Origin of the sequence: Aeromonas sp. SER, from assembly GCF_038739615.1 — a bacterium.
Taxonomy (GTDB): domain Bacteria; phylum Pseudomonadota; class Gammaproteobacteria; order Enterobacterales; family Aeromonadaceae; genus Aeromonas; species Aeromonas jandaei.
Genome location: NZ_JBCGFC010000003.1, coordinates 393558 through 418577, shown reverse-complemented (window position 1 = coordinate 418577; position 25020 = coordinate 393558). Strand labels below are relative to the sequence as shown.

Annotated in this window: 23 protein-coding genes; 11 read left to right on the top strand and 12 right to left on the bottom strand. The window is 61.0% G+C overall.

Translation table 11 applies throughout. The features are described from left to right. Positions 1-33: 33 nt before the first annotated feature. Positions 34-1176, top strand: a complete 1143-nt coding sequence (gene dnaJ / locus AAHA41_RS06940) for a molecular chaperone DnaJ (RefSeq protein ID WP_323068713.1) — start codon at positions 34-36, stop codon at positions 1174-1176. Positions 1177-1237: 61 nt separating this feature from the next. Here the strand turns inward: dnaJ and AAHA41_RS06935 are convergent, their stop codons facing one another. The 4 genes from AAHA41_RS06935 to AAHA41_RS06920 form a co-directional block, all read right to left on the bottom strand. After that, the gene (locus AAHA41_RS06935) at positions 1238-1966 is read right to left on the bottom strand and encodes an MgtC/SapB family protein (protein WP_033113492.1); all 729 of its coding nucleotides are present in this window, start codon (positions 1964-1966) and stop codon (positions 1238-1240) included. Between the two features lie 221 nt (positions 1967-2187). Beyond that, positions 2188-2577, bottom strand: coding sequence for a hypothetical protein (locus tag AAHA41_RS06930; RefSeq protein WP_042032493.1), 390 nt, complete (start codon positions 2575-2577; stop codon positions 2188-2190). Between the two features lie 379 nt (positions 2578-2956). Continuing rightward, entirely contained in the window at positions 2957-4228 is a 1272-nt protein-coding gene (locus tag AAHA41_RS06925; protein WP_323068715.1) for an FAD/NAD(P)-binding oxidoreductase, read from the bottom strand. A gap of 54 nt (positions 4229-4282) precedes the next feature. Then, complete coding sequence (locus AAHA41_RS06920) at positions 4283-4468, bottom strand: DUF2892 domain-containing protein (protein WP_139396418.1); 186 nt, start codon at positions 4466-4468, stop codon at positions 4283-4285. Between the two features lie 88 nt (positions 4469-4556). Here AAHA41_RS06920 and AAHA41_RS06915 point away from each other — a divergent pair, with 88 nt between their 5' ends. The 5 genes from AAHA41_RS06915 to AAHA41_RS06895 are packed head-to-tail and all read left to right on the top strand — an operon-like array spanning position 4557 to position 10020. After that, on the top strand, positions 4557-4871 hold the full coding sequence (locus AAHA41_RS06915) for a metalloregulator ArsR/SmtB family transcription factor (protein ID WP_005338008.1): 315 nt from the start codon (positions 4557-4559) through the stop codon (positions 4869-4871). After that, positions 4871-5284 (top strand): YeeE/YedE family protein, encoded by a 414-nt coding sequence (locus AAHA41_RS06910; protein ID WP_058058005.1) that lies wholly within the window; start codon positions 4871-4873, stop codon positions 5282-5284. Before AAHA41_RS06915 ends, AAHA41_RS06910 begins: the two co-directional genes overlap by 1 nt. Positions 5285-5297: 13 nt before the next feature. Further along, positions 5298-5744, top strand: coding sequence for a YeeE/YedE family protein (locus AAHA41_RS06905; protein WP_041208352.1), 447 nt, complete (start codon positions 5298-5300; stop codon positions 5742-5744). 36 nt (positions 5745-5780) lie between these two features. Further along, a complete protein-coding gene (locus AAHA41_RS06900; protein ID WP_323068717.1) occupies positions 5781-6818 on the top strand; it encodes an efflux RND transporter periplasmic adaptor subunit in 1038 nt (345 codons plus the stop codon). After that, entirely contained in the window at positions 6811-10020 is a 3210-nt protein-coding gene (locus AAHA41_RS06895; RefSeq protein ID WP_323068719.1) for an efflux RND transporter permease subunit, read from the top strand. The genes AAHA41_RS06900 and AAHA41_RS06895 overlap by 8 nt, the downstream gene beginning before the upstream one ends. A gap of 60 nt (positions 10021-10080) precedes the next feature. Here the strand turns inward: AAHA41_RS06895 and AAHA41_RS06890 are convergent, their stop codons facing one another. Beyond that, positions 10081-12516 (bottom strand): diguanylate cyclase, encoded by a 2436-nt coding sequence (locus tag AAHA41_RS06890; RefSeq protein ID WP_323068721.1) that lies wholly within the window; start codon positions 12514-12516, stop codon positions 10081-10083. Positions 12517-12950: 434 nt separating this feature from the next. On the opposite strand from AAHA41_RS06890, the gene AAHA41_RS06885 reads away from it, so the two are divergent. Then, positions 12951-13967 (top strand): lipoate--protein ligase A, encoded by a 1017-nt coding sequence (locus tag AAHA41_RS06885; RefSeq protein ID WP_323068722.1) that lies wholly within the window; start codon positions 12951-12953, stop codon positions 13965-13967. A 186-nt stretch (positions 13968-14153) separates the two neighbouring features. After that, positions 14154-15848, top strand: a complete 1695-nt coding sequence (locus AAHA41_RS06880; RefSeq protein WP_323068724.1) for a pyridoxal-dependent decarboxylase — start codon at positions 14154-14156, stop codon at positions 15846-15848. Positions 15849-15961: 113 nt separating this feature from the next. Here AAHA41_RS06880 and AAHA41_RS06875 read toward each other — a convergent pair whose 3' ends face one another. The 3 genes from AAHA41_RS06875 to yiaY form a co-directional block, all read right to left on the bottom strand. Then, positions 15962-16591, bottom strand: coding sequence for an NAD(P)H-binding protein (locus AAHA41_RS06875; protein ID WP_323068725.1), 630 nt, complete (start codon positions 16589-16591; stop codon positions 15962-15964). Positions 16592-16714: 123 nt separating this feature from the next. After that, positions 16715-17053, bottom strand: coding sequence for an outer membrane protein assembly factor BamE (bamE, locus tag AAHA41_RS06870; RefSeq protein WP_033113504.1), 339 nt, complete (start codon positions 17051-17053; stop codon positions 16715-16717). A 137-nt stretch (positions 17054-17190) separates the two neighbouring features. Next, entirely contained in the window at positions 17191-18342 is a 1152-nt protein-coding gene (gene yiaY, locus AAHA41_RS06865) for an L-threonine dehydrogenase (RefSeq protein ID WP_124243220.1), read from the bottom strand. A gap of 381 nt (positions 18343-18723) precedes the next feature. On the opposite strand from yiaY, the gene udp reads away from it, so the two are divergent. Beyond that, positions 18724-19479 carry a uridine phosphorylase gene (gene udp / locus AAHA41_RS06860; RefSeq protein WP_005337975.1) on the top strand — a complete coding sequence of 252 codons (756 nt, stop codon included), beginning with the start codon at positions 18724-18726 and terminating at the stop codon, positions 19477-19479. 127 nt (positions 19480-19606) lie between these two features. On the opposite strand, the gene AAHA41_RS06855 is transcribed toward udp, so the two are convergent. Beyond that, positions 19607-20302: an RluA family pseudouridine synthase gene (locus AAHA41_RS06855; RefSeq protein WP_323068727.1), complete on the bottom strand. Its 696-nt coding sequence runs from the start codon at positions 20300-20302 to the stop codon at positions 19607-19609. 244 nt (positions 20303-20546) lie between these two features. On the opposite strand from AAHA41_RS06855, the gene rihA reads away from it, so the two are divergent. Together rihA and AAHA41_RS06845 are read left to right on the top strand one after the other, a co-directional pair. Next, entirely contained in the window at positions 20547-21482 is a 936-nt protein-coding gene (rihA, locus tag AAHA41_RS06850) for a pyrimidine-specific ribonucleoside hydrolase RihA (RefSeq protein WP_323068728.1), read from the top strand. Positions 21483-21516: 34 nt separating this feature from the next. Then, positions 21517-21987, top strand: a complete 471-nt coding sequence (locus tag AAHA41_RS06845; protein ID WP_033113507.1) for a hypothetical protein — start codon at positions 21517-21519, stop codon at positions 21985-21987. A gap of 83 nt (positions 21988-22070) precedes the next feature. Here AAHA41_RS06845 and AAHA41_RS06840 read toward each other — a convergent pair whose 3' ends face one another. The 3 genes from AAHA41_RS06840 to AAHA41_RS06830 form a co-directional block, all read right to left on the bottom strand. After that, the gene (locus AAHA41_RS06840) at positions 22071-22367 is read right to left on the bottom strand and encodes a winged helix-turn-helix domain-containing protein (protein WP_005337957.1); all 297 of its coding nucleotides are present in this window, start codon (positions 22365-22367) and stop codon (positions 22071-22073) included. After that, positions 22364-22894 carry a DUF1523 family protein gene (locus tag AAHA41_RS06835; protein WP_041208367.1) on the bottom strand — a complete coding sequence of 177 codons (531 nt, stop codon included), beginning with the start codon at positions 22892-22894 and terminating at the stop codon, positions 22364-22366. The genes AAHA41_RS06840 and AAHA41_RS06835 overlap by 4 nt, the downstream gene beginning before the upstream one ends. Before the next feature lie 329 nt (positions 22895-23223). After that, on the bottom strand, positions 23224-24846 hold the full coding sequence (locus AAHA41_RS06830) for a methyl-accepting chemotaxis protein (RefSeq protein ID WP_323068729.1): 1623 nt from the start codon (positions 24844-24846) through the stop codon (positions 23224-23226). Positions 24847-25020: the final 174 nt, after the last annotated feature.

Sequence of the window (25020 nt, the reverse complement as noted above, 5' to 3'; positions counted from 1 at the left end):
ACCAACGCCCGTCTGCGTAACCACAGGATGAGTATGTCGAAGCGCGATTTCTACGAGGTGCTGGGGGTATCGAAAGATGCCGACGAGCGCGAGATCAAGAAGGCGTACAAGCGTCTGGCCATGAAGTATCACCCTGACCGCAACCAGGGCGATGCCGGTGCCGAAGAGAAGTTCAAAGAGGTCAAGGAAGCCTACGAGATCCTGACCGATGCCAACCTGCGCGCCCGTTATGACCAGTATGGTCATGCCGGTGTCGACCCGAGCCAGGGTGGCGGTGGCCACGGAGGTTTCGGCGGTGGTGCCGACTTTGGCGACATCTTTGGCGATGTGTTCGGTGACATCTTCGGTGGCAGCCGTGGCGGTGCCCGTCGTGGCCCGGCTCGTGGTTCCGACCTGCGCTACACCATGGAGCTGACGCTGGAAGAGGCGGTACGCGGGGTCTCCAAGGAGATCAAGGTGCCGACCCTGGTTCACTGTGAAGTCTGTAACGGCTCCGGTGCCCATACCGGCAGCAGCGCCCAGACCTGCCCGACCTGCCACGGCTCCGGCCAGGTTCAGATGCGTCAGGGCTTCTTCGCGGTGCAGCAGGCGTGTCCGCACTGTCACGGTCGCGGCAAGATCATCAAGGACCCGTGCCGCAAGTGCCACGGTGAAGGTCGCTACCAGCGCACCAAGACCCTGTCGGTCAAGATCCCGGCAGGTGTCGATACCGGCGATCGCATCCGCCTCTCCGGTGAAGGGGAAGCGGGTGAAGCGGGGGCTCCGGCAGGGGATCTCTACGTACAGGTGCACGTCAAAGAGCACGAGATCTTCGTGCGTGACGGCAACAACCTCTACTGCGAAGTGCCCATCAGCTTCACCGCTGCGGCTTTGGGCGGCGAGATCGAAGTGCCGACCCTGGATGGCCGGGTCAAGCTCAAGGTCACTCCGGAGACCCAGACCGGCAAGATGTTCCGCATGCGTGGCAAGGGCGTGAAGTCAGTGCGCTCCGGTCAGGTAGGGGATCTGATGTGCAAGGTAGTGATCGAGACCCCGGTCAACCTCACCGAGCAGCAGAAAGAGCTGCTGCGCCAGCTGGACGAGTCGTTCAGCGGTGCCGCTGCCAAGACCCACAAGCCGAAATCGGAAGGCTTCTTCGAAGGGGTGAAACGCTTCTTTGACGATCTGACCAGCTGATTTCAGCCACCCGAATCAACAGAGCCGGCCTTGTGTCGGCTCTTTTTTTGGTCTTTTGTGGTCAATCCGTGGTGCTGGCGCGCCAGAACACCTGCTTGATATGGGGATGAATACCCAGTTTGCCCATCAGGGCATCGAGCTCGTCGCCATCGATGGAGGTGGCGAGCAGCACCGCCGAAATCTCCAGATCCCGCTCGCCAAAGGGCTCGATATCGAGCTCGCTCAGGGGGTAGTTGGCCTGCTCTAGCATCTCCTCCAGCCAGTGCAGCACCTCTTTCTGGTGCTCGCGTGGAGTGAGCGCCGTCACCTTGTAGGTCACCTCGGTGTCGAGATTGTCCACCGGACGCCGGTTGATCTGATTGACCAGCGGCCGCAGCAGGGTATTGGCGGCGAGCACGAACAGGGCGCCCAGAATCGCCTCGATGGCGAGCCCGGCACCACAGGCGGCACCGACGGCGGCCACTCCCCAGAGGGTGGCGGCGGTGTTGATGCCGCGGATATTGCCCGACTCGCGCATGATGACACCGGCGCCGAGAAAACCGATGCCGGAGACGATATAGGCCACCACGTGGACCACGCTGTAACTGCCGCCATGGAGGTCATAGATACGCTGGGCCAGATTGACAAACAGCGCGGCGCCAACGGCGACCAGCACGTTGGTACGCAGGCCGGCTGTACGCTGGCGGTACTGGCGCTCCAGCCCGACCAGCGCCCCCAGCACGAAGGCCAGCAGCAGGCTGGCGAGGGTATCGATCAGGGAGATCAGATCAAGTTGTTGCCACATTTTCATGGCCTGTTCCTTCTTGGTTGCCGATGGCCTTCGGGATGAGCGGGCTGCCAGATAGTGCTGGCATAACCCGGGCAGATGAGCGGACGCGCGTGGTGAAGGCCATCACAAAGGGGATGAGCACGCACGTCAAATGGGCCTGCCTCTCCCGTTTGCACGGAGAAGCAGGCACTTTTTCACTCGGATTGAACGGGGCTGGCAAGCCCCGAGGTTAACGGGTTGGCTCAGTTGAGCTGGGGATTGCCATCACTGCGTGGCCGCAACTCCCAGCGCACCGGATGTGCAACGCCCACCTGATGGACAAACTGCACCAGATAGCGGCGCTGGGGCGGGGTGCAGTGCACATTGAGCACCAGCTCCCGGCCCCCGCTGCGTCCCGGCCGCATCGACTGCATGGGCTGCAGGCCGGCGGGTTGCAGGGTGTGGTTCACCATCTCCAGCACCTGCTCCATATCGGCGCGATCCTCGCAGCGGATCTGTAACCGATAATGGTGTTGGCGCTGTTTGCCGCGCAGCCAGAGTGGCAGCCAGCCACGACCCAGCTTGCTCAGCAGGGGATGAGCCTGTGTTGCCATCATCGGGTTGGCAACGGACTTGGTTGATACAAAACGCATAGCAGCCTCCTTGTGGGAAGCAGAAACTATGCAGGCATGACGGCCACGGCTTTTGGCCAATGGTCGCCAGACGTCAAGTGTAAAAAGAGAAGAGGGGAGTGGATTTCCGCTTCTCGCAGGGTTGCGAGCATGCGGCAGAGAAAGACCTGCGGCTAGCTCGCGACCTTGGTACCGGCTGACAGGGCCGGTCTACAACTGTCACTTGATGAGTTGCCCACTGATGGTCTCCGCTATTGATAAGAGGCTCGAATGATAGCCGAGCTGACGCAGAGGGTAAACCCCGAGCCAGTGGCGGAAACATCCTGAAACAAATTTGAGCTCTCACTTCGCCGCGACCGCTTGACGGCCCTGCGAGGTTGGCAGGGCCGCCCTTTGCGGCTTACTCCGTCTTGTCGATGCCAAGGTATTTGAGCATCAGTTTTTCATAGATGGGCTCGGTATCGCCCACCTGCATTTTGTGCAGGAAGTATTTCTCGAAGGCGATCTTGGCCAGATGGACCCACTTCCCCTTCTTGAACCAGGCGACGTTGCGCGGCGGGATCTGCGGCATGGCGACGAAGGCGGCGCCGGTGTCCCCCATGTCCGCCAGACAGATGGCATTCCACACCGCCTTGGTCACCGGCGGCTGGCCACTGAGCTCCGCCTTGATGTTGTGGCTAAGGGTGCGAACCATCGCCTCAATCATGTAGCCAGTCTTCGGTACGCCGGTTGGCACCGGGGTTTTATGCTGGGGCGGGATGGCGATGCAGACCCCGGCGGCGTAAATCTGCGGGAAGGCGGGATTGCGCTGGTGTTCGTCGACGATGACAAAACCGCGGGGATTGACCAGCCCCTCGATGCCTCGCAGCGGCGCAATGCCGACAAAGGCGGGCAGCATCATGGCGTGTTTGTAGGGCAGAGTGTGGGTGCGCTTGATGTTGCCCTCATCGTCCAGCTCCTCCACCGTCATCTTGCCATCCTTTGCTGCCACGGTGCGGGCATTGCAGATCCACTGCACATCGCGCATCCGCAATTCGCTCTCCAGCATTCCCTTGGAGTCGCCTACGCCGTTCAGACCCAGATGGCCGATGTAGGGCTCGCTGGTGACAAAGGTCATGGGCACATTTTTTCTCACCTTTTTGTCGCGCAGGTGGCGATCGAGGATGAAGGCGTACTCGTAGGCCGGGCCAAAGCAGGAGGCCCCCGGCATGGCGCCGACAATCACCGAGCCGGGCTCATCGACCAGTGAGCTGACGCTGTGACGGCACTCTTCGGCGTGGGAGAGGGTGCAGACGCTGGCGGTGCCGCCCGATTCGGGGCCTGCCCCCGGTACTTCGTCAAAGGCGAGCGCCGGGCCGGTGCAGAGCACCAGAAAGTCGTAACGCAGGGTCTGGCCATCGGAGAGGGCAATCTGCTGTTCGCCAGGTTGCAATCCTGTCAAGGCCGCATGAATAAAGTGGATTCCCTTTTTCTTCACATGGGGTTCGATGGGGATCGAGGTCTCCTTGCGCTCCCGCCACTGGACGGCAATCCACGGATTGGATGGGGTGAATTCAAAGTCCGGCTTGTCGTTGATGAGGATCACCTCATGCTGCTTGCCCAGTTCGGCCTTGAGTTCGTAGGCGGCGGACATGCCCCCCAGACCCGCGCCTATGACGATTACCGTTGCCATGTTCAGCCTCCTGCGTTTATTACACGCTCATGTGAGCTGGGTCATCCGACCCGGTTATTTCAATCCCATCCTTTTGAGGATCATCGCTGCCGGGCAGAAACCGGTGAAGGCGCTCTGGATCAGGTTGACCCCGATAAACACGCTCAACCAGACAAAACCCGGATGAACCCAGGTGGTAAGGATCAAAGAGAGCAGCAACATGCAACCCGCGACGATTCTGACTCCGTTATCTACTGTCATAGCCTTTCTCCCTATCTATTTTAGATGTTGCTAATTTAGTGTTGTTTTATACAATAGAACAAATATCAGCAATTGCTAATTTACTTCTATGAGCCAATTCGACGAGATGAACAGACATGCGACAGCCGCCGCCTCCCTGCTCAAGGCGTTGGCTCACCCTGAACGCCTGATGGTGCTCTGCCAGCTGGTGGAGGGGGAGAAGGGGGTCGGGGAGCTGCTGGCCCATAGCCAGCTGGGGCAGTCGGCCTTCTCCCAGCAACTGTCGGTATTGAAGCGCTACGGCCTGATCCGTTCGCGCAAGGTTTCCCAGCAGATCTACTACTCGCTGGTGAGCGAGGCTGCCGCTGATGTGCTGGGGGCACTGCAAACCCATTTTTGTCACTCAGAAAATAAGGAATCTTGATGATGGAAAGCCAATGGCTGCTCTCTTTGGGCGGCGGCATGCTGGCAGGGCTGTCGGCTCTGATCCTGATGTTGTTCAACGGCCGGGTTGCCGGGATCAGCGGTATTCTGGCCGGTGCACTGCAACGCAAAGCGCCCTGGCGCCTGTTCTTCTTACTGGGACTGGGGGCGGGCGCTTGGTTGGCTCTGACTCTGGGTTGGGCCAGCATGCCTGCATTCACCACCTTGCCCGGTTGGCCGGTAGTGTTGCTGGCCGGTCTGCTGGTTGGCATCGGTACCCGTGTCGGCAATGGCTGCACCAGTGGCCACGGCATCTGCGGCATGGGGCGGCTCTCCCTGCGCTCCATAGTCGCCACTCTCACCTTTATGGCGGCTGGCTTTATCACCGTCTTTGTCACTCATCATCTGTTGTAAGGGGCTGATCGCCATGAAATTGCTGACAAGTTTGTTTGCGGGCCTGCTGTTTGGACTGGGGATGGCCATCTCCGGCATGGTGGATCCCGCCCGGGTCACCGGTTTTCTCGATCTGGCTGGGGCCTGGGATCCCAGCCTCGCCTTCGTGATGGGGGGCGCCCTGCTGGTCTTTATGCCGGGTTATTTTCTGCTGGTGAAACCCCGTCGTCAGAGTGTGTTGGGTGAGCCCATCGCCGCCGTACCGGCCCCTCGGCTGGATCGTCGTCTGATCGGTGGGGCCGCGCTGTTTGGCATCGGCTGGGGATTGGTGGGCATCTGCCCGGGGCCAGCCTTGAGTCTCATTTCCAGTGGCCAGCCCATGATACTGTTGTTTATTGCGGCCATGGTGGCCGGGATTTTGCTTGTTGATCGGGTCTTGGTGAAGGTGCGGGAGAAGCGCTGCCACCCCCGCTCTGCCTGAATGGATTGCCCCTAGTGTCGGGGAAGGAGAAATATCATGGAACAGATCCGCTTGCTGGGGGCCGCCATGCTGGCTGTGACCTCCGCTCTTGTATCTCCGATGACATGGTCTGCCGAGGCGAATGGTGATGCCACCCTGACTCTGGTTCCCCGTCAGGTGACCGACTGGCTGACGCTGGATGGCACTGTCAGTGCCATCAATCAGGGGACGGTGGCGGCCCAGACCAGCGGCCGGGTCTCCCGCATGCTGGTGGATGTGAACGATCAGGTGCAGGCGGGGCAACCGCTGCTCGAGATCAGCGGCAAGGAGCAGTTTGCCGCCGTTTCCGGTGCCGAGGCGCGGCTTGCCAGAGCCAAGGCCCAGCAGGTGGAGGCAGAGCGCCAGCTTGCCCGCTTTCAGGCGCTGATTGCAAAGGGGGTGATCACCCGCGCCCAGCTCGACAGTGCCCAGGCGACTGATCGCGCCGCCCGCGCCGAGGTCAATGCGGCCGATGCGGCCCTCACTCAGGCCCGCGAGGCTTACGGTTATACCCGCATTCTGGCCCCTTACGCCGGGGTGGTGACCAAGCGGTTGGTGGAGCTGGGGGAGACAGTTGCCCCCGGTACCCCGTTGCTCTCCGGCTTTTCCCTTGATGAGCTGCGGGTGGATGTAGACCTGCCCCAATCTGTGATCGCACTCGCCAGTCAGCCAGCGGATGTGCTGGTGCTGCTGCCGGATGGCAGGGCCGTTATCCCGGTCAAACTGATCCGCTTCAACTATGCCGACAGCCAGAGCCACGCCTTCAGGTTGCGCCTCGACTTGCCGCCGCAAACCGCCGGGGTATTGCCCGGCATGTGGCTCAAGGTGCAGCTCAAACAGGGTGAGCGTCAGGTGCTGCAAGTACCGGATCGCGCTCTGCTGCGGCAAGGGGAGTTCAACGGCGTCTATCTGCAGCAGCCCGCTGGCTGGGCCCTGACGCCGGTGCGGGTAGGCCATTGCTTTGAAGGGCAGTGCGAGATCCTGGCCGGGCTGCAAGCCGGTGACAAGCTGGCCCCCGATGGCTGGGCGCAGCATCAGGAGGTGGCCCATGAGTAGCGAGCTGAACGGCAGCAAGGAGAGGATGGGGCCTGCCGGTCGGCTGGCGGCGCTGTTTCAGGGCTCGGCCATCACTCCGCTGCTGGCGCTGGTGGGGCTGTTGCTCGGCCTGTTTGCTGTGCTGGTGACCCCCAAGGAGGAGGAGCCGCAGATCGATGTCACCTTCGCCGATGTCTATATCCCTTTCCCGGGAGCCACTCCGGCAGAGGTGGAATCCCTCGTTACTACCCCTGCCGAGCAGGTGGTCTCCCAGATACAGGGGATTGATACCCTCTACTCTTTTTCCCAACCCGATGGCGCCCTGCTGGTGGTGGTGTTCAAGGTGGGGGTGAGTCGCGAGCAGGCCATCGTCGATCTCAACAACCAGCTCGACTCCAACCGTGACTGGTTGCCACAAGGGATCGGAGTCGGTCAGCCGCTGGTGAAACCCCGGGGGATCGACGATGTCCCCATCGTCAGTCTGACCTTATGGAGCAAAGATTGGAGCAAAGAGGGGAGCAAGCAACTGGGGGCACCCGAGCTGACCCGGGTTGCCCATGAGCTGGAGACCGAACTCAAGCGCATTCCCGGTACCCGCGATATCTACACGCTGGGCGGCCAGAGCGCCGTTTTGCGGGTGATGCCGGATCCGGCGGCCCTCAGCGCCCACGGCATCAGCTGGGGCGAGCTGAGCCAGCGACTTGCGGCCGCCAATCAGGTAGGCACGACACAGACTATCGAGCAAGATAACCGGGAGATCAAGGTCCAGGTGGGGCAGTTCCTGCAAAGCGAGCAGGAGGCCCGCGAACTGGTGGTGGGGCTGCACGACGGCAAGCCGGTCTATCTGGGGGATGTGGCCAAGGTCTCTCTGGGTCAGGAGACTCCGACCAAACGCAGTTGGATGGGGCAGGGGCAGGCCAGTTATCCGGCGGTGACCCTGGCCATCGGCAAGCAGCCGGGCCAGAACGCGGTCGAGGTGGCCAAGCGGGTGGAGGCGCGGGTCGAGAGTCTCAAGAATCGGCTTATTCCGGCCGGGGTCGAGGTGACGGTGACCCGGGACTACGGCGTCACCGCCGAGAACAAATCCAACACCCTCATCGGCAAGCTGATTTTTGCCACCACGGCGGTGGTGCTGTTGGTGCTGGTGAGCATGGGGTGGCGCGAGGCGCTGGTGGTGGGGGTGGCCATCGTCATCACCCTGGCGCTGACCCTGTTTGCCAGCTGGGCGTGGGGCTTTACCCTCAACCGGGTGTCGCTGTTTGCGCTGATCTTCTCCATCGGCATTTTGGTGGATGATGCCATCGTGGTGGTGGAGAACATCCACCGCCATCGCGGTTTGGGCAAGGGTTCCCTCAAGGATCTTATTCCAGGGGCGGTGGACGAGGTGGGCGGGCCGACCATACTGGCGACCCTGACCGTCATCGCGGCCCTGCTGCCGATGGCCTTTGTCAGCGGCCTGATGGGCCCCTACATGAGCCCCATCCCCATCAATGCCAGCATGGGGATGCTTATCTCCCTGCTGGTGGCCTTTATCTTCTCCCCCTGGCTGGCGAGCCATTTGCTCAAGGATGAGGTGCACGGTGCTCACGGCGAGGCCAAGGCTGGCCTCTTTCACCGGCTGATGACCCCTTTCCTGATCGGTGATGGCGCCAAGCGTGCCAGACGCAAACTCTGGCTGGCGGTGTTGCTGCTAGTCGGGGCGGCCGCCGCCATGCCCATGGTGCAGTGGGTAGTGCTCAAGATGCTCCCCTTCGACAACAAGTCGGAATTTCAGCTGGTGCTCGATATGCCGGAGGGGGCGACCCTGGAGCAGACCGAGCGCACCCTGCTGGCGGTCGGGCGAGAGCTTGCCAAGGTGGAGGAGGTGAAGGATTACCAGATCTACGCCGGCACCGCCGCCCCCATCAATTTCAACGGGCTGGTGCGTCACTACTTTATCCGCAGCGGCGCCAACGTGGGGGATATTCAGGTCAATCTGGTGGACAAGCATGAACGGGATCGCAGCAGTCACGAGATTGCCCGGTCGGTGCGTGCGCCCTTGCAGGCCATCGCCAGCGCGGCAGGGGGCAATCTCAAGGTGGTGGAGGTGCCCCCGGGACCGCCTGTCTGGTCACCCATTGTCGCGGAAGTGTATGGCCCGACGCAGGCCACTCGCGAAGCCGCTGCCCGCGCCGTACAGGCACGTTTTGTGGCCACGGCGGATCTGGTGGACGTGGATATCTATCTGACCGACCCGCAGCCCAAGTGGCGGCTGGAGGTGGATCGCAGCAAGGCGGCCCTGCTCGGGGTCGATCTCGGGGATCTGGTGAACACCCTCAATGGCGGGGTGGGTTATCAGGATGCCAGCTGGCTGCAGGGGCACGGCGCTAAGTATCCGGTGCCGATCCGCATAGAACTGGCTCCCGGTGACAAACGGGATCTGGCGGGCGTACTGGCCCTCAAGGTGCGCAGCCAGAGCGGCCAGCTGGTGCGGGTCTCCGAGCTGGTGAATCGCCGTGATGAGGCGGCCCCCAGCTATATCATGCACAAGAACATGCAGCCCATGGTGATGGTGGTTGCCGACATGGGGGGCCATACCGACAGCCCGCTCTACGGCATGTTTGCCGCCGGTGCCGATATCGACCTGCCCCAATATTACGTGCAGCAGCCCGACAAGCTGGGGGAGGTGGCGCTGTTGTGGGACGGTGAGTGGAAGATCACCTACGAGACCTTCCGCGATATGGGGATTGCTTACGGGGTGGGGATGATCCTCATCTACCTGCTGGTGGTGGCCCAGTTCCGCTCCTATCTGGTGCCACTCATCATCATGGCCCCCATTCCGCTCACCATCATAGGGGTGATGCCGGGCCACGCCCTGCTGGGAGCCCAGTTTACCGCCACCTCGATGATAGGGATGATCGCCCTGGCCGGGATCATCGTACGCAACAGCATCCTGCTGGTGGACTTTATCGAGCAGCAGCGCAGCGCCGGAGTGGTGTTCGAGCAGGCAGTGATCGAAGCGGCGCAGGTGCGGGCCAAACCCATCATGCTGACGGCGCTGGCGGCGATGATCGGGGCTCTGTTTATCCTCGATGATCCCATCTTCAACGGACTGGCCATCAGCCTGATTTTCGGGATCCTGGTCTCCACCCTGCTCACCCTGGTGGTGATCCCGCTGCTCTACTACAGCCTGATGTCGCGCCGTGGGGTCGCGATCACGGCAAACGAGCCGGGCGCACAATGACAGAAGGGCCACCTCGGTGGCCCTTCTCGTTTCACACATTCAGGTGGCTGGGACGCTGAGTCAGCGTCCCTTCAGCAGCGGGAAGTAGCGCCGGTCGGCCTGGCTCATGTGGCCGACGACCAGCTCCTGAATGATGAAGTTGAGCAACTCGTCGTTGCCGAGGGTGCCTGCGCGGGCGGCGTTCATCAGCTGGGCCGCTTTTTGCAGCAGTTGCTGATGGTCCTGACGGTGAGTCTCGAGCTCGGGGTAATCGAGCTCGGCCAGCAGGCTCTCCTCGAAGGTGAAGTGGTGGTGCGCCATCTCGAACAGGTTCTCCAGACTCTCCAGATAGAGAGCGGGATGGGCCTCGTTATCCTTCATCCGCTCCAGCAGCCGGTTGGTGAGCACAAAGAGCTGGCGATGTTCGGCATCAATGCGGGGATGGCCGCACTCGTGGCTGCCTTGCCACACCAGCGAGCCCTGCGCTGGGTCGAGCCCGGCGGTATAGAGACAGACCCGGCCACGGCCGCGGTTTTTCGCCTGATACATCGCCTGATCCGCGTGGTGCATCAGGGTTTTGGCATCCTCGCCGTGCTCCGGATAGAGAGCAATCCCGATACTGCTGGAGATGCGCAGCTCCTGCTCGTCGTTCATCCTGAAGGGGTGGCGCAGGCTGTGATGGAGGTGGTCGGCGATGGTCAGCGCCTCGTCGCTGGTGTCGGGCAGCAGGATAACAAATTCGTCGCCGCCAAGGCGTGCCACCAGATCATGTTCCCGCACACAGTAGCGCATCCGCTTGGCCACCATATTGAGCAGCACATCGCCGGTCTCGTGGCCGAAGGTGTCGTTGATCGGCTTGAAGTGATCGAGATCGATGAACATCAGTGCCAATGGTTGGTCGGCGTTGTGCTCCAGCGCCTCTTTCAGCCGTTGCTGCAGCAGGCGGCGGTTGGGCAGACCGGTCAGGGGATCGTAGAAGGCGAGGCGGCGCATCATCTCCTCCCGGGCTGCCCGCTCGGTGATGTCGCGGGTTACCCCCAGAATGGCTTCTGGCTCCCCCTGCTCGTTGCCGTGCAGGGTGGTGATGGTCTCGGTGGCGACCAGATGGCCATCCTTGTGGCGCAGGTCGGTGCGAATGACGCTGCGGGTCTGCTCATGTTCACCGCGATACCAGGCGGCGAGGGTGGCGGTGATCTCCTCCTTGAGTTTTATGCGTGCGGCATCGGGCAGCAGCTTCTTGAACGGCAGAGCGAACAGCTCGCTCGCGTTGTAACCGCTCAGCGGCTGGATGGCCGGGCTGATGTAGCGAAAGCGCAGGCTGGCGGTATCCATGGTCCAGATCACGTCGGCGCTGTTCTCCGCCACGAAGCGGTAGTGCTGCTCGCTCTGGGCCAGCTCGCGGGTGAGGCGCTGGCGGTCGCGCGACTCCTGACGTAGACGCAGGTAGAGGTGGAGGAAGATGCCGAGCAGGATTAGCAGGGTAAAGGTGATCAGCATGGCGATGGCCACGCTCTTGTCGAGCAGTTGCCGCTGCTGGCGCAGCCGCTCCTGGGCTGGATTGTAGAGAAAGCGATCGAGGCTGATGTCGGAGGCGAGCAGGCCCGCCTCCCGATAGATATTGGCGATCTGCAGCCAGCGTTCCGGCTGCATGTATCCCGGCTCGACAAAGTCGGGCTGCATCAGCGAGCGGGTCTCGCGCGCTTCAAAGGTGAGTTGCTCCCGTCCGGCCCCGCTAGGGTAGTGCTCCATGATCCAGTCGATCATCTCCTCCGGATTATCCATGGCATAGCGCCAGCCGCGCAGGCTCGCCTGACGAAAGGCAAAGACCCGGCCGGGGCGGGTCGCCAGCTCCCGTTCGGAGGTAAAGAGGTTGTCGGCGTAAAAGTCGTTGTTGGCGCTGCGGGGACTGAAGACCCGATAGGGGATCTCCTTTTGCTGCAGATAGAAGGGCTCCGTGGTGCTGTAGGCACTGATGGCATCCACCTTGCCTGAGAGCAGTGCCTCGACGCCGTTGTCGTTGGGGTGGATCTGCCACGTCCGGGCGGGAATATGTTTGCTGAGATAGGTGAGCAGCTCGCCGGAGCCGGGTTCCAGCATCAGCCGCTTGCCGGCGAGATCGGCGGCATTGCGGATATCGGGGCGATCGAGCGTCAGCAGCAGCAGGGGAGAGTGCTGCAACATGGCTGCCAGCACCACCACCGGCTTGCCGGCGGCGCGGGCCAGCAGCAAGTCGCTGCCGCTGATGCCAAACTGCGCCTGGCCACTGGTCACTGCGTTGACCACATCGGTGCGGGGCGTGGCTTCGCGCAGGGAGACGTTGAGTCCGGCTTCCCGGTAGTAGCCCTTGGCGATGGCGGCGTAGTAACCGGCAAACTGGAACTGATGCTGCCAGGAGAGCTGGAGTGTGACTTGCTCTTCGGCCTTCAGTGGCACGCTTGCAAGCGCAGAGAACATCCAGCTGGCCAGCATGGGCAGGAACCAGAGCGTACAGCGTGGGGAGGGTTCGAGCTCCGTCATACAGGGTGTCTCTCGGGAGGCGGTATCAGAGCTAGAGTCAAACAATTTTTTGTAACCTGCAATAGGGGAAAAAGGCTAGCGGAGCAGGGCAGTAGCGGTATAAGAATTTGTTTTTGTGTTTTTCATCACACTAATTGCCTGCGAAGTCTGTTTTCACAACTTGCCTGCCCCATCCCGGAGTCATATGGCTTGCGAAAATGGCTGCATTTTAGCCATTATCATGCCGTTTTTTCCTCCGAATCTTCGTTTAAATTGCCGCTTTTTGTCGGGAAAGCGTCAGCCTGTGTCGTCATATCACGCGATACTTCTGCGATGTTTTCCACATGAGGGAAAAATGTATTCCGGTTGTTTGTTGATGGTTAAATCAGCCTCGTCGCCCGGTTGGCGAGCTCTGGTGCTATGATGTTCCCCCCTGTTCCGGATAAGGCTGTTTCATGTCCCGCTTGCGTCTGCTTCTCTCCGATTCTCACGATCCCCTCTTCAACCTCGCCGTCGAGGAGTGCATCTTCCGCCAGATGGATCCCCGTCAGCGGGTGCTGTTCCTTTGGCGCAACGCCAATACCGTGGTGATTGGCCGTGCCCAGAACCCGTGGAAGGAGTGCAACACCCGCCGCATGGAAGAGGACGGAGTGACGCTGGCTCGCCGCAGCAGCGGTGGTGGCGCCGTGTTTCACGACCTTGGCAACAGTTGCTTCACCTTCATGGCGGGCAAGCCGGAGTATGACAAGAGCGTCTCCACCGCCATCGTGCTGGACGGGCTCAAGCGACTGGGGATTGAGGCCTTTGCCTCCGGTCGCAACGACCTGCTGGTGGCGACTCCGGACGGGGAGCGCAAGGTATCGGGTTCGGCTTACAGGGAGACCCTGGATCGCGGTTTTCACCACGGTACCCTGCTGCTGGACGCCGATCTCGGTCGGCTCGCCAACTACCTCAACCCCGACCCCAAGAAGCTGGCGGCCAAGGGGATCAGCTCGGTACGCGGTCGGGTGGCCAATCTGTGCGAACTGCTGCCGGGGATTGACCACCATCAGGTGAGCGACGCGCTGGCTGCCGCCTTTTTTGAACACTATGGCGAGCGGGTGCAGCCCGAGCATATCTCCCCGGAGCAGATGCCCGATCTGCCCGGTTTTGCCGAGACCTTCGCTCGCCAGCGCAGCTGGGAGTGGAACTTTGGCCACGCGCCCGCCTTCACTCATCTGCTGGAAGAGCGCTTTGGCTGGGGCGGGGTGGAGCTGCATTTTGATGTGGAGAAGGGGAGCATAGTGCGGGCGCAGATTTTCAGCGACACCCTGGATCCGGCACCCTTCGATCGGCTGGCCCAACTGCTGGTGAGTTGTCCCTATCGCTCTGATGCGATCGCCAGCTGTTTGCAAGGGTGGCAGGGGGAGTTCCCGGCCAGTCGCGAGGCGTTGAGCGAGTTTGCCGACTGGCTGCTGGCGGCGCTGCGCTGAAGGCACAACTGCTGAAGTGATCGGGATCACGAAATATAAAGAGGCGCATAAAAAGCGCCTTTTTTCTGCCCCTTGCCATGGCTAAAACATAACAAAAAGTATGGCAGGCCATTAGTTATTGTCTCTGTTGATGCGCCAGACCCGAGAGTATAAGGGCCGGACATTTGCTGTACTAATGGTATAAAAATGAGTGACTTAGTTTATCTTCAAGACCAAAGTGTCAACGCCGTCTCCCCCCTGTTTGCCAACCGGTTTGCCAGCGTTAAAGCCAATTTTTTCTCACGTAATCCCGATCTCTGGCCAGTCTTTCGCGAACCCGGATTCGCCAGCCTCAATGAATTTCGGGCCCGTGGCCTGGCTCCCGATGCCCGTTTGAATGCCTGGCCAGATGGCCGCGCCCGCCTGGCCGCTCTCTGTGAGACCATGCCGGTGCCCGCCACCATGCGCACTCCGGGCGAGCCGATGGCCGAGCTGTTGTTTGCCGCCGCGCTGTCGAAGGATTGGGAGAACCCCTCCAGCGTCGAGAACGTCATCACCATGTCGGCGGATCCCGCTATCTATGGCGCCCAGATGGGTATTCTGGCCAACCCCAATCTGGTTTACTCCGAATATGCCGGAGTGGCCGAGGAGCTGGAGAAGAAGGTGGTGCGCCAGATTGCCCTGCTGGCGGGTTATGACCCGGCTCGCGCCACCGGCATCTTCACCCAGGGGGGGACCTTTTGTAACCTCTACGGCTACCTGCTCGGCATTCGCAAAAGCTTGCCACAAGCCAAGCACAAGGGGCTTGGCCACTATCAGGATTACCGCATCATCAACTCCCAGGGCGGTCACTACTCCAACATCACCAACCTCTCCCTGCTCGGGGTCGACATCGAGAACAAGACCATCCGCATTCAGGTCGGCGAGAACAACGACATCGATCTCGACCACCTCGAGCGCACCCTGACCGCCTGTTTTGCCCTGAAACACGTGGTGCCCGCCATCATGCTCACCATGGGCACTACCGACACCTTCGGGGTGGATCAGGTGAAACCCGTGTTCGAACTGCGCAATCGCCTCTGCGAGCAGTTCGAAGTGGCAGTCAAACCGCATATCCACGTCGATGCCGCCATCGGCTGGTCGATGATCTTCTTCCTCGATTACGACTTTGCCGCCAACCCGCTTGGCATCAATGCCGCGACCCTGGCCGGGATCGAACGCAACGTGGCGCGCTTTGCCGAGCTCAAATATGCTGACTCCTTTACCGTCGACTTCCAGAAGTGGGGCTATGTGCCCTACACCTCCAGTCTGGTGATGATCAAGGAGCAGGATGACCTCAAGGCGATGGAGAACGACCCGGAGAACTTCTCCTACTTCGAGCGGGACATTCAGGGTCAGACCCACCTGCAATCCACCATCGAGTGCTCCCGCGGGGCGAGCGGCCTGTTCGGTGCCTATGCGGCGCTCAACTATATGGGGGTGGAGGGGTATCGCATCGTGCTGGCCCACTGCCTGCAAAATGCCAACTACTTCCGCTATCGCCTCAGTCAGCTTGGCAACGTCAAGCTGGTGGCGCAGGAGAATCAGGGGCCGAGTGTCGGCTTCAAGATCTACAACCCCGAGTGGGTGAGCGATCCGGAGGCCGAGTTCGCTTTCGAACTGGCCCGCTCCAGCGATCCTGCCTACAAGGCGCGCTTGCAGCGCAATACCGACTATCACCGCAGCCTGTTCAAGGGGCGTGGCAAAGTCGGGCTCTACACCAACTGGGTGGAGGCGGTGGCCCACTCCGACTATGACGCCCGCGGCAAGTACTCTTACATCGCCGGGGAGAAGGCGGTCTTTATGAACCCCGCCTGCACCCGCGAGCAGATCGACGCCTTTATCGACCATATCCGCGGTTAACGGCCGTTCGATCACGAACTGACCGGCCTTGAGTCGATACAAGACAGGCCGGTATCAAAAGGGCAAGCCAATCGGCTTGCCCTTGTTGTTGATGAGTGGTCGGGATGGCTTGTTCAGAGGCGCAGCAGTTGCTCGTTCTCGACAATCTCGCTCCCGGCGGGTTGCCGGGAGAGGGTAATCATGGCGTGGGCCACCTGACTGGCCTCGATGGCGCGCCAGCGGGTGAGCTTGCCAACCAGCAGCGGCCGAAACAGCGGATAGATGGCCTGAAAGATCTGCTCCGAGCGGCGCGGCGGTTGTCTATTCCCCAGCAACATGGCTGGTCGCACGATTGCAAGCCGCGGCCAGGATTGGGCCAGCAGGGCCTGTTCCATCTCCCCCTTGGTACGTGGATAGAGGGCCGGTGAGCTGGCACTGGCCCCCATGCTCGAGACCACGATAAGGCGCTGGCAGCCGTGGCGGCGGGCCAGTTCGGCAAAGGCGATCACATAGTCGAGATCGACCCGGCGAAACGCCTCGGCTGAACCGGCCTCCTTGCGGTTGGTGCCGAGGGCGCAGAAAGCGATATCGACCGGTCTGGGCAGGGTGACGCTGGCCAGATCATCAAAATCGACCGGCAGCCAGTGGTGCGCCTCCTTGCCCGGCCTGCGACAGAGCAGGGTCAGCTCGTGTTCGGCAGGCAACTGTTTGATCAGCTCGCGGCCAATCAGGCCGCTGGCTCCGGCAATCAGGATCCGGCTCATGATTCTCTTCCTGTGTCGCTCCGGTAGGAAGTGTCAGCATCGGGCAAACGGCAGCTCTCTGCAATCTGCACTTGCTTGCCGGGGGATAAAACAAAACCGGCGCGAGGCCGGTTTTGCGAGATATCAGAGCGGGGTGTGGAATGCCGCTGGCAGCGGGAAGTCACCCGTTACCGTGGTGAGCCTGTCGTTGGCGAAGGTGACGGTGAGCTCTTTGCGCTCTTTGTCGCCGTGGCCCGGCTGGAATTCATAGAGGTAATACCAGGTGTTGGGGTCAAAGCCGTCACGCAGCATGGGGGTCCCCAGTACATAGCTGACCTGCTCGCGGGTCATCCCCTGGCGCAGTTTGTCGACCTGTTTTTGTTCCACATAGTTGCCTTGGGGAATATCGATACGATAGACCAGGCTGCAACCGGAGAGGGTGAGGGCGGTCAGGGCCGCGGCAATCAGGTGTTTCATCCGCATAACGAGTTCAGATCATCCATACAGTCTTTTTTGGCTCGGCAAATCATACCGACTCCCTCCACGGAAGTAAAAAGCCATTGATCCATCAGCCAATAAAAAGGGTCGCACTGCGACCCTTTCTGGCAATCCGGCGGCCGTTACATGGCGGCGCGGAAGATGGCGACGATCTCTTCGTGGCTCGCCTGTTTCGGGTTGGTGAAGCCGCAGGCATCTTTCAGGGCGTTGCTGGCCAGGGTATCGAAGTCATCGGCCTTGACGCCGAGCTGCTCCAGACCTGCCGGGATCTTCACATCCAGCGCCAGCTGCTTGATGGCAGCAATGGCAGCGGCGGCGCCCTGCTCGTCGTTCATAGCGCTCACGTCAACACCCATGTAGCGGGCCACATCCTTCAGACGAGCCGCGCTCACCTGGGCATTGAATGCCTGAACGTGGGGCAGCAGCACGGCGTTGCAGACACCGTGGGGCAGGTCATAGAAGCCGCCCAGCTGGTGGGCCATGGCGTGCACGTAGCCAAGGCTTGCGTTGTTGAAGGCCATGCCGGCCAGGAACTGGGCATAGGCCATCTGCTCGCGGGCATGCAGATCATCACCATGGTTGACGGCGGTGCGCAGGTGCTTGGCGATCAGCTCGATGGCCATCACGGCGCTGGCATCGGTCACCGGGGTGGCGATGGTGGAAACATAGGCCTCGATGGCGTGGGTCAGGGCATCCATGCCGGTGGCGGCGGTGAGACCGGCCGGCTTGGCCAGCATCAGTTCGGGATCGTTGACCGACATCAGCGGGGTAACGTGCTTGTCGATGATGGCCATTTTCACGTGGCGCGCTTCGTCGGTGATGATGCAGAAGCGGGTCATCTCGGAGGCGGTACCGGCAGTGGTGTTGATGGCGATAAGCGGCAGTTGCGGCTTGGCAGAGCGATCCACCCCTTCGTAATCCTTGATGTTGCCACCGTTGGCGGCCACCAGCGCGATGCCCTTGGCACAGTCGTGGGGCGAGCCGCCACCCAGCGAGATGACACAGTCGCAGCCGTTGGCCTTGATCATCGCCAGACCCGCTTCGACGTTGCTGGTGGTGGGGTTGGGCTTGGTCTCATCGAAAACTGCGCTTTCAATGCCATGTTCAGCCAGCAGGGTGGTGAGCTTGGCGACCACGCCGATCTGGTTGAGAATTTTGTCGGTGACGATCAGCGCCTTGCGGTAGCCGTAACCCTTGATATCGGCGGCAGCCTCTTGCAGGCAGCCGGCACCCATCAGGTTGATTGCAGGAATATAGAACTTGAATGTAGCCATGATGGACTCCCTATAGTTAGCCATTAAGTGGTAATTTGCTGCCACGTTACCATCTTGCGGGGGATGCAAAAGCATCTGTTTTGCAACTTTACGGGGTCGATCACGGGACATTAATTAAGCGTTGAACCGGGCTTGACTTTCCCTGTTACATCCCGATTTCGTGAAAAACGTTTTTCAATTAATTCATCAGCTTAGAAAACGTTTTGCCTGCTCTTTGATGTTGTCAATGCGTGGAAGTGTGAGGCGCTTCAAGGAATTGGAAAGCGCTTTCGACCATAGTTGGCGCCTCCCCGAAGAGGGGGTAAAGGCTTGAAAGTATCATAAAGAATCATCTTAATTTGCGTCCTGACCATGCTGGCAGGGGGCAACCAGGAGTCCAATATGTCTGATGTATTTCACTTGGGTTTGAAGAAAGCGGATCTGCAAGGCGCCACCCTGGCGATCGTCCCCGGTGACCCCGAGCGTGTAAAGCGTATCGCAGAGCTGTTGGATAACCCGGTACACCTGGCCAGCCATCGTGAATTCACTACCTGGCGTGGCGAGATGGACGGCAAGGCCGTGATCATCTGCTCTACCGGTATCGGTGGCCCGTCCACCTCCATCGCAGTAGAAGAGCTGGCCCAGCTGGGTATCCGCACCTTCCTGCGCATCGGCACCACCGGCGCCATCCAGCCGCACCTGAACGTGGGTGATGTGATCGTGACTACCGGCTCCGTGCGCCTCGACGGTGCCAGCCTGCACTTCGCACCGATGGAGTTCCCGGCTGTTGCCGACTTCGACTGCACCACCGCGCTGGTCAACACCGCCAAAGAGATGGGCTCCAAGCTGCACATCGGTGTAACTGCCTCCTCCGACACCTTCTACCCGGGTCAGGAGCGTTACGACACCGTATCCGGCCGCGTAGTGAGCCGTTTCCAGGGTTCCATGAAAGAGTGGCAAGCCATGGGCGTGCTGAACTATGAGATGGAGTCCGCAACCCTGCTGACCATGTGCTCCAGCCAGGGCCTGCGTGCCGGTATGGTGGCTGGCGTTATCGTCAACCGTACCCAGCAAGAGATCCCGAACGCCGAGACCATGGCGAAGACCGAATCTGATGCCATCAAGATCGTACTGGGCGCTGCCCGCAAGCTGATCTGATAGCACCACAAAGAGTGGGGGGTGGGGGCCGTTGCGAAAGCGCGGCCCCTATCTTTATCCGCCGTTTACCGCTTTTCCTCTCCCGTCACGCCTTTCACTGATCCCGTCGCACTCGCGCTGATTGCCTCTAAAACGCAGGCGCACAGCGGATCTGCATCGGCTCGCCGCTCACCGGATGAGCAAAATCCAGCTCGCTGGCATGCAGCATCAGCCGCGGTGCCTGTTCGCAGCCGGGTGGCAGCAGGCCACCATAGAGATCGCAGCCGAGAATGGGGTGGCCCAGCAGCTGGCTGTGGATGCGCAGCTGATGGGTGCGGCCGGTCTCCGGCACCAGTCGTACCCGGGTCAAAGGCACGTTTTGTCCCTGCATCTGCAACTCCAGCCGCTCAACCACCTGATAGCGGGAGCGGGCGGGTTTGCCACTGGCGGCGCAGATCTTCATCAGCGGAAAGAGGGCCGGATCCTTGGCGATGGGGGCGTCGATAAGCCCTTCGTCGTCAATCAGATGGCCGCACAGCAGGGCGCTGTAGGCCTTGCTCACCGCCCGCTGGCTGAACTGCTGGCAGAGCAGGGCATTGATGGTCTTGTTTCTGGCCACCACCATGAGACCTGAGGTACCAAAATCGAGGCGGTGCACCAGGGTGCAGCCGGGGTAATCCTGCACCAGTCGATAATGCACAGAGTCGAGGTTCTGCGGATTCTTGCCCGAGAGGCTCAGCAGGCCGCTCGGCTTGTTGATGAGCAACAGGTGTTCATCCTCGAACAGGATCTCGATGGCGGCACTGCAAGGTGGGGCGATAAAGGTGTCGACGATAACGGACATAGGACACACGGGCAGAAAACGGGGGGCCATCATACCCAAGTGGCAGGTAAGGCGCGAATCGGCGTGGCGGATGGGCTCGCCACACCACACCATTCCCTCATTGCGGCCTGCTGCTGGCCGGCTGTGACAGTTCGAAGGTAACTGATTGAAAAAAATCAGGAACCGTTTTGTGACCCCCTCCCGAGTTCAGCCGCTGCGAGCTTGCTAAGGTAGGGCTCCCTTTGATGTTGTAAGGAGTCTCTCCATGGCACTGCCCGTTATTCTCGATTGTGATCCCGGCCACGACGACGCCATCGCCCTTATTCTGGCGCTGGCCAGTCCTGAACTGAAGGTGTTGGCGGTCACCACCAGCGCGGGCAACCAGACGCCGGACAAGACCCTCAACAATGCCCTGCGCATCCTCACCCTGCTGGGGCGCGACGATATTCTGGTGGCGGCTGGTGCGCCGAAACCTCTGGCCCGGGAGCTTATCATCGCCGACAACGTCCATGGCGAATCGGGCCTCGATGGCCCCAAACTGCCGGATCCCGCTTTTGCCCCGCAAGCGATGACGGGGATCGAGCTGATGGCCAGATGTCTGCGCGAGAGCCCGGAGCCAGTGACTCTGGTGCCGACCGGCCCGCTCACCAATATCGCCCTGCTGCTGGCAGCTCACCCGGAGCTAAAGGGCAAGATCGCCCGCATCGTGCTGATGGGGGGCGCCGCAGGGGCCGGCAACTGGACACCAGCGGCGGAATTCAATATTTATGTGGACCCGGAAGCGGCCGATATGGTCTTCAAGTCGGGCATCCCCATCACCATGTGCGGCCTCGATGTGACCCACGAGGCGCAGGTGATGGACGAGGATATCGAGCGGGTACGCGCCATCACCAATCCGGTGGCCCAGTGTGTGGCCGGTCTGCTCGATTTTTTCATGATCTACCATCGGGATCCCAAGTGGGGATTTGCTGGCGCGCCGCTGCACGACCCCTGTACCATTGCCTGGTTGCTCAATCCCGCCCTGTTCCATGGCGTGGAGTGCCGGGTCGATATCGAGACCCGGGGTGAGCATACCGTGGGGATGACGGTGGTGGACCGCTATGGTCTCTCCGGCAAACCAGCCAATGCGCTGGTGTTGCTGGGGCTGGATCGGGCAGGTTTTATTGATCTGCTGGTCGAGCGGCTGCGGGCCTTTGGCTGAGCGCCGATTCACTTTTTGCAAGAAGGGGCAGGGAATGTGGAAGACAGGGTTGGCGCTGCTGGCCGGGTTGCAACTGACAGGCTGCGCGACGCCATTCGAGCGGATGTGGCAGGGGCTGGCGACCTGTGATTTTAACGATCTCTATATCGACGGTGAGACGGGACGGCCAGCCAATCTGCAGCTCAACAACTACACCCCCTACAAGGTGAGCGACGGCTTTGCCTGGTACAAGGTGCACGAGGAGCTGCACGGTTTGCCGGTGGTCGGTTTTATCGTGCCGGCCTCCAGCTTCGAAGTGCACGCTCTCTTTGTCGATACCCCTATCGCCAATGCCCGCCGGCTGACCCACAACGCCTACGGCAGCGAGTTTAGCGACGAGCAGAAGCACAACGAGGGCTCAGCCCCTCTGCTTTTGCGCGATCCCAACAACCCCAAGCGCTCCATCATCGACTGCACCCGCGGCGAGTCTGACGGGGAGCTTGAGGATTCGGCCATGCCCGAGTAGGGCGACCTGTCACGCCATCGGCCTGAAAAAAGAGGGGCCAGCCTTGCCGGCTGGCCCCTCTTTATTGCTGCTCTGCCCCCGGATCAGGGGTAGCTCAGCGTCTCCTTGATAAGAGGCAACTGGGCCTTGATCCACGCCGGATTGATGGGCCCCCAGTCGCTGATGCGGTAGTGCCCCTGCAGGTGGCGAGCCCCTTCGGTCTGCTCGAAGGCGCAGCTGATATCGAGTTCGGCCAGCGCCGTCAGGGTATCCTGCGCGGTGCGGCGCGGCATGCCGGTCGCCTCCATGATGGCGGGCACCGTATCCGTGCCCTGGCTGATCAGCCAGGCCACGTAGAGGCGGCGGTAGAAGCTGGTGCGGGTCTTGCTCGGCTCGCTCATAGCTCGTCCTCGAGACGATCGAAGTAGCGCCAGGTTGCGATGGCGGCTTTGCCCATCACCAGTGCCCAGAGGCCGAACCAGAACCAGCGGAAGAAGCTCCAGGTGGAGGCGTCAGGCTCGGTGCTCTCAATCTTGGTGACGTTGGGGAACATGGAGAACATGTTGATGCGCCAGCCGTAGGAGGTGATGATGGCGAGCCGTTTTTCAAACTCCATCGACTTGGCTTTGGCTTGGACGTCGGCGGCGTTGAACTTGAAGTAGAAGGGCCAGCCCCACTCGGTATCCTCGTTGCGGAACACCCGGATCTTCTCGCCGGGGCGCTCGGTGTAGATGTAGTAGACATCGGTGGTGGGGCCGTCAGCCGGGTTCTTCTGGCTGATGGGGCCATCCTTGTCGGTGCGCTTCACCTCGACCCCGGTGATGGTGGCGATGGTGTGCTCCGGCAGGTAGTAGTCGAGCCAGGTGGCGGAAACGAGGGCAATGAGCCCCAGGGCGATAAAAGCGGGTTTCTTGAATCTCAGGCTCATGATGGTCTCACGTGAGGGGGAGTGACGTGCCTCTACCATACTCACATTTGCCCCCACAGCCCAGCCCCTTATGGCACCAACTGCCAAAAAATGGCGTTTAAAACAACTGCCTCCTGCACCATGCTTCGTGGCTAAACCTGTCGTAATGCGTTGTTCGGACGGTTACCGGAGGAGGGGGAAAACGTGTTGATTGACGCAGTATGGAGGCGTAAGGGGCGTGTGTGAAGGGACATGTGGCCGAATAAATAAAGCCCCTTATTTATAAAATAAGGGGCTTTATTGCTATCCAGAGGCCTGCGCAGGCCTCTTTTTATCTTTCAGGCCGCGTGTCAGAGCTGGAAGTGAGAGAGCTGCTTGCGCTGCTGCTCGGCCAGCTCCGACAGTTCGTGGCTGGCGCTGGCGCTCTGGCTGATGCCGGCGGAGCTCTGGCTCACGAGCTCGTGGATGTTGGTGATGTTGCGGTTGATGTCGGCAGTGACGCAGGATTGCTCCTCGGCGGCGGTGGCCACTTGGGCGTTGGCATCGTTGATCTGGCGCACCGCCCCCGTGATACCGCTCAGCAGATCCTGTACCTGCGCGGAGAGGCGCTGGTTGTTCTCGAGGATCTCCAGCGTCTCCTGAACCCCCTGATTGGCGGACTGGGACTGGCTCTGCAGCTGCTCGATGATGGCCTGGATCTCCTTGGTGGAGGCCTGGGTTCGGGCCGCCAGCATCCGCACCTCATCGGCGACGACGGCAAAACCGCGCCCGGTTTCGCCGGCACGGGCCGCCTCGATGGCCGCGTTGAGGGCCAGCAGGTTGGTCTGCTCGGAGATCCCCTGAATCACTTCAATCACCTTGCCGATCTGCTCGGACTGGGTCTTGAGGCGAGCGACGATGGCGGCGGCATCTTCCAGACTGCCTGCCATCCGGCTGTTGGCGGCAATGCTCTCGCCAAACAGGGCGAGCCCCTGCTCAACCCGGCTGTTGGCATCGCGCGCCAGCTCGTCGGCCACGGCGGCGTTGTGGTTGACGTTGTCGGCGGTGCTGGAGAGCTCGGTCACCGCCGAGGCAACCTGCTCAATCTCGCCGCGCTGCTGCTGGGCGTTGGCTTCGGCCTGGGTCATCACGGCGGCCAGCTCGGTGGCGGCGGAGGCGACGTTGTTGCTGATGCCGGTCAGGGTTTCGATGGTGCTGCCAAGCTGCCCCAGAGTGAGGTTGATATCCTTGGCCAGCTGGGCCAGCTCGTTGTCACCCTCGACCTTGGCGCGGACGTTGAAGCGACCCTGCGCGACGGCATGCATCACGCTCTGCAGCTGGCCGATGGGGCTGACGATACGGCCGGAGAGCCACCAGCCACACAGCAGTGCCGCCAGCAGGGCGACGGCCGTGAGCAGCAGGGTGCGCAGCAGGGTGGCATGGTAGTGGGCCTGCTCCTGTGCCAGCTCGCTCTGGGTCAGCTGGTTGATGTGGGCCGACATGGTGTCGATCTGTTTGATGAGCTGTTCGCCCAGCTCGCGGAACTGGAGGCGGGCGGTCTCATATGCCGCGGCATCGCCACCCCCCTGATGCTTTTGAGTCAGCAGCGGCAGCATGTTGTTGCGGGTGTGGCCAAGGTAGGCCTGCAGGGCAGCCGCCACCTGACGGTTATCCTGCTCAGCGCCCGGGATCACCAGACGGCCGAGGATGGTGGTGATCTCCTGCTCGGCACTGTTGAGGTTGGCGGGCAGGGCGGCAAACTGGGCCGCGTCGTAGAGGCCGTAGATGGCGCTGGTGCGCAGCCGGTAGGTGGCGTGGATCAGCTTGGCAATGTCGTCCTTGTTGCGCACCACGCTCTGGGTCGTCTCATCTATGTCACTAATGGCTTCGTCCAGACCCTGTTTGCTGATGGCAATCATCACCATCATCAGCAGGCTGGCCAGCAGCAGCGGTATCAGTACCTGAATTCTTATTGATAGATTATTCAATGACATATGAGACATAACCCCGAAAATGAAGGAGGCGCTATCTTACACAGCCGCGACAGGGGGTGTCACAGCCTTTTCTTGCTGAAATATGCTGAAAGCAAAGGTTTTTTCTTGTCTGAAAAGCGCGGGATGGGCAAGATGACAGGCTTGCTCAAATAACATTCCGGCGCCGTTTACGGC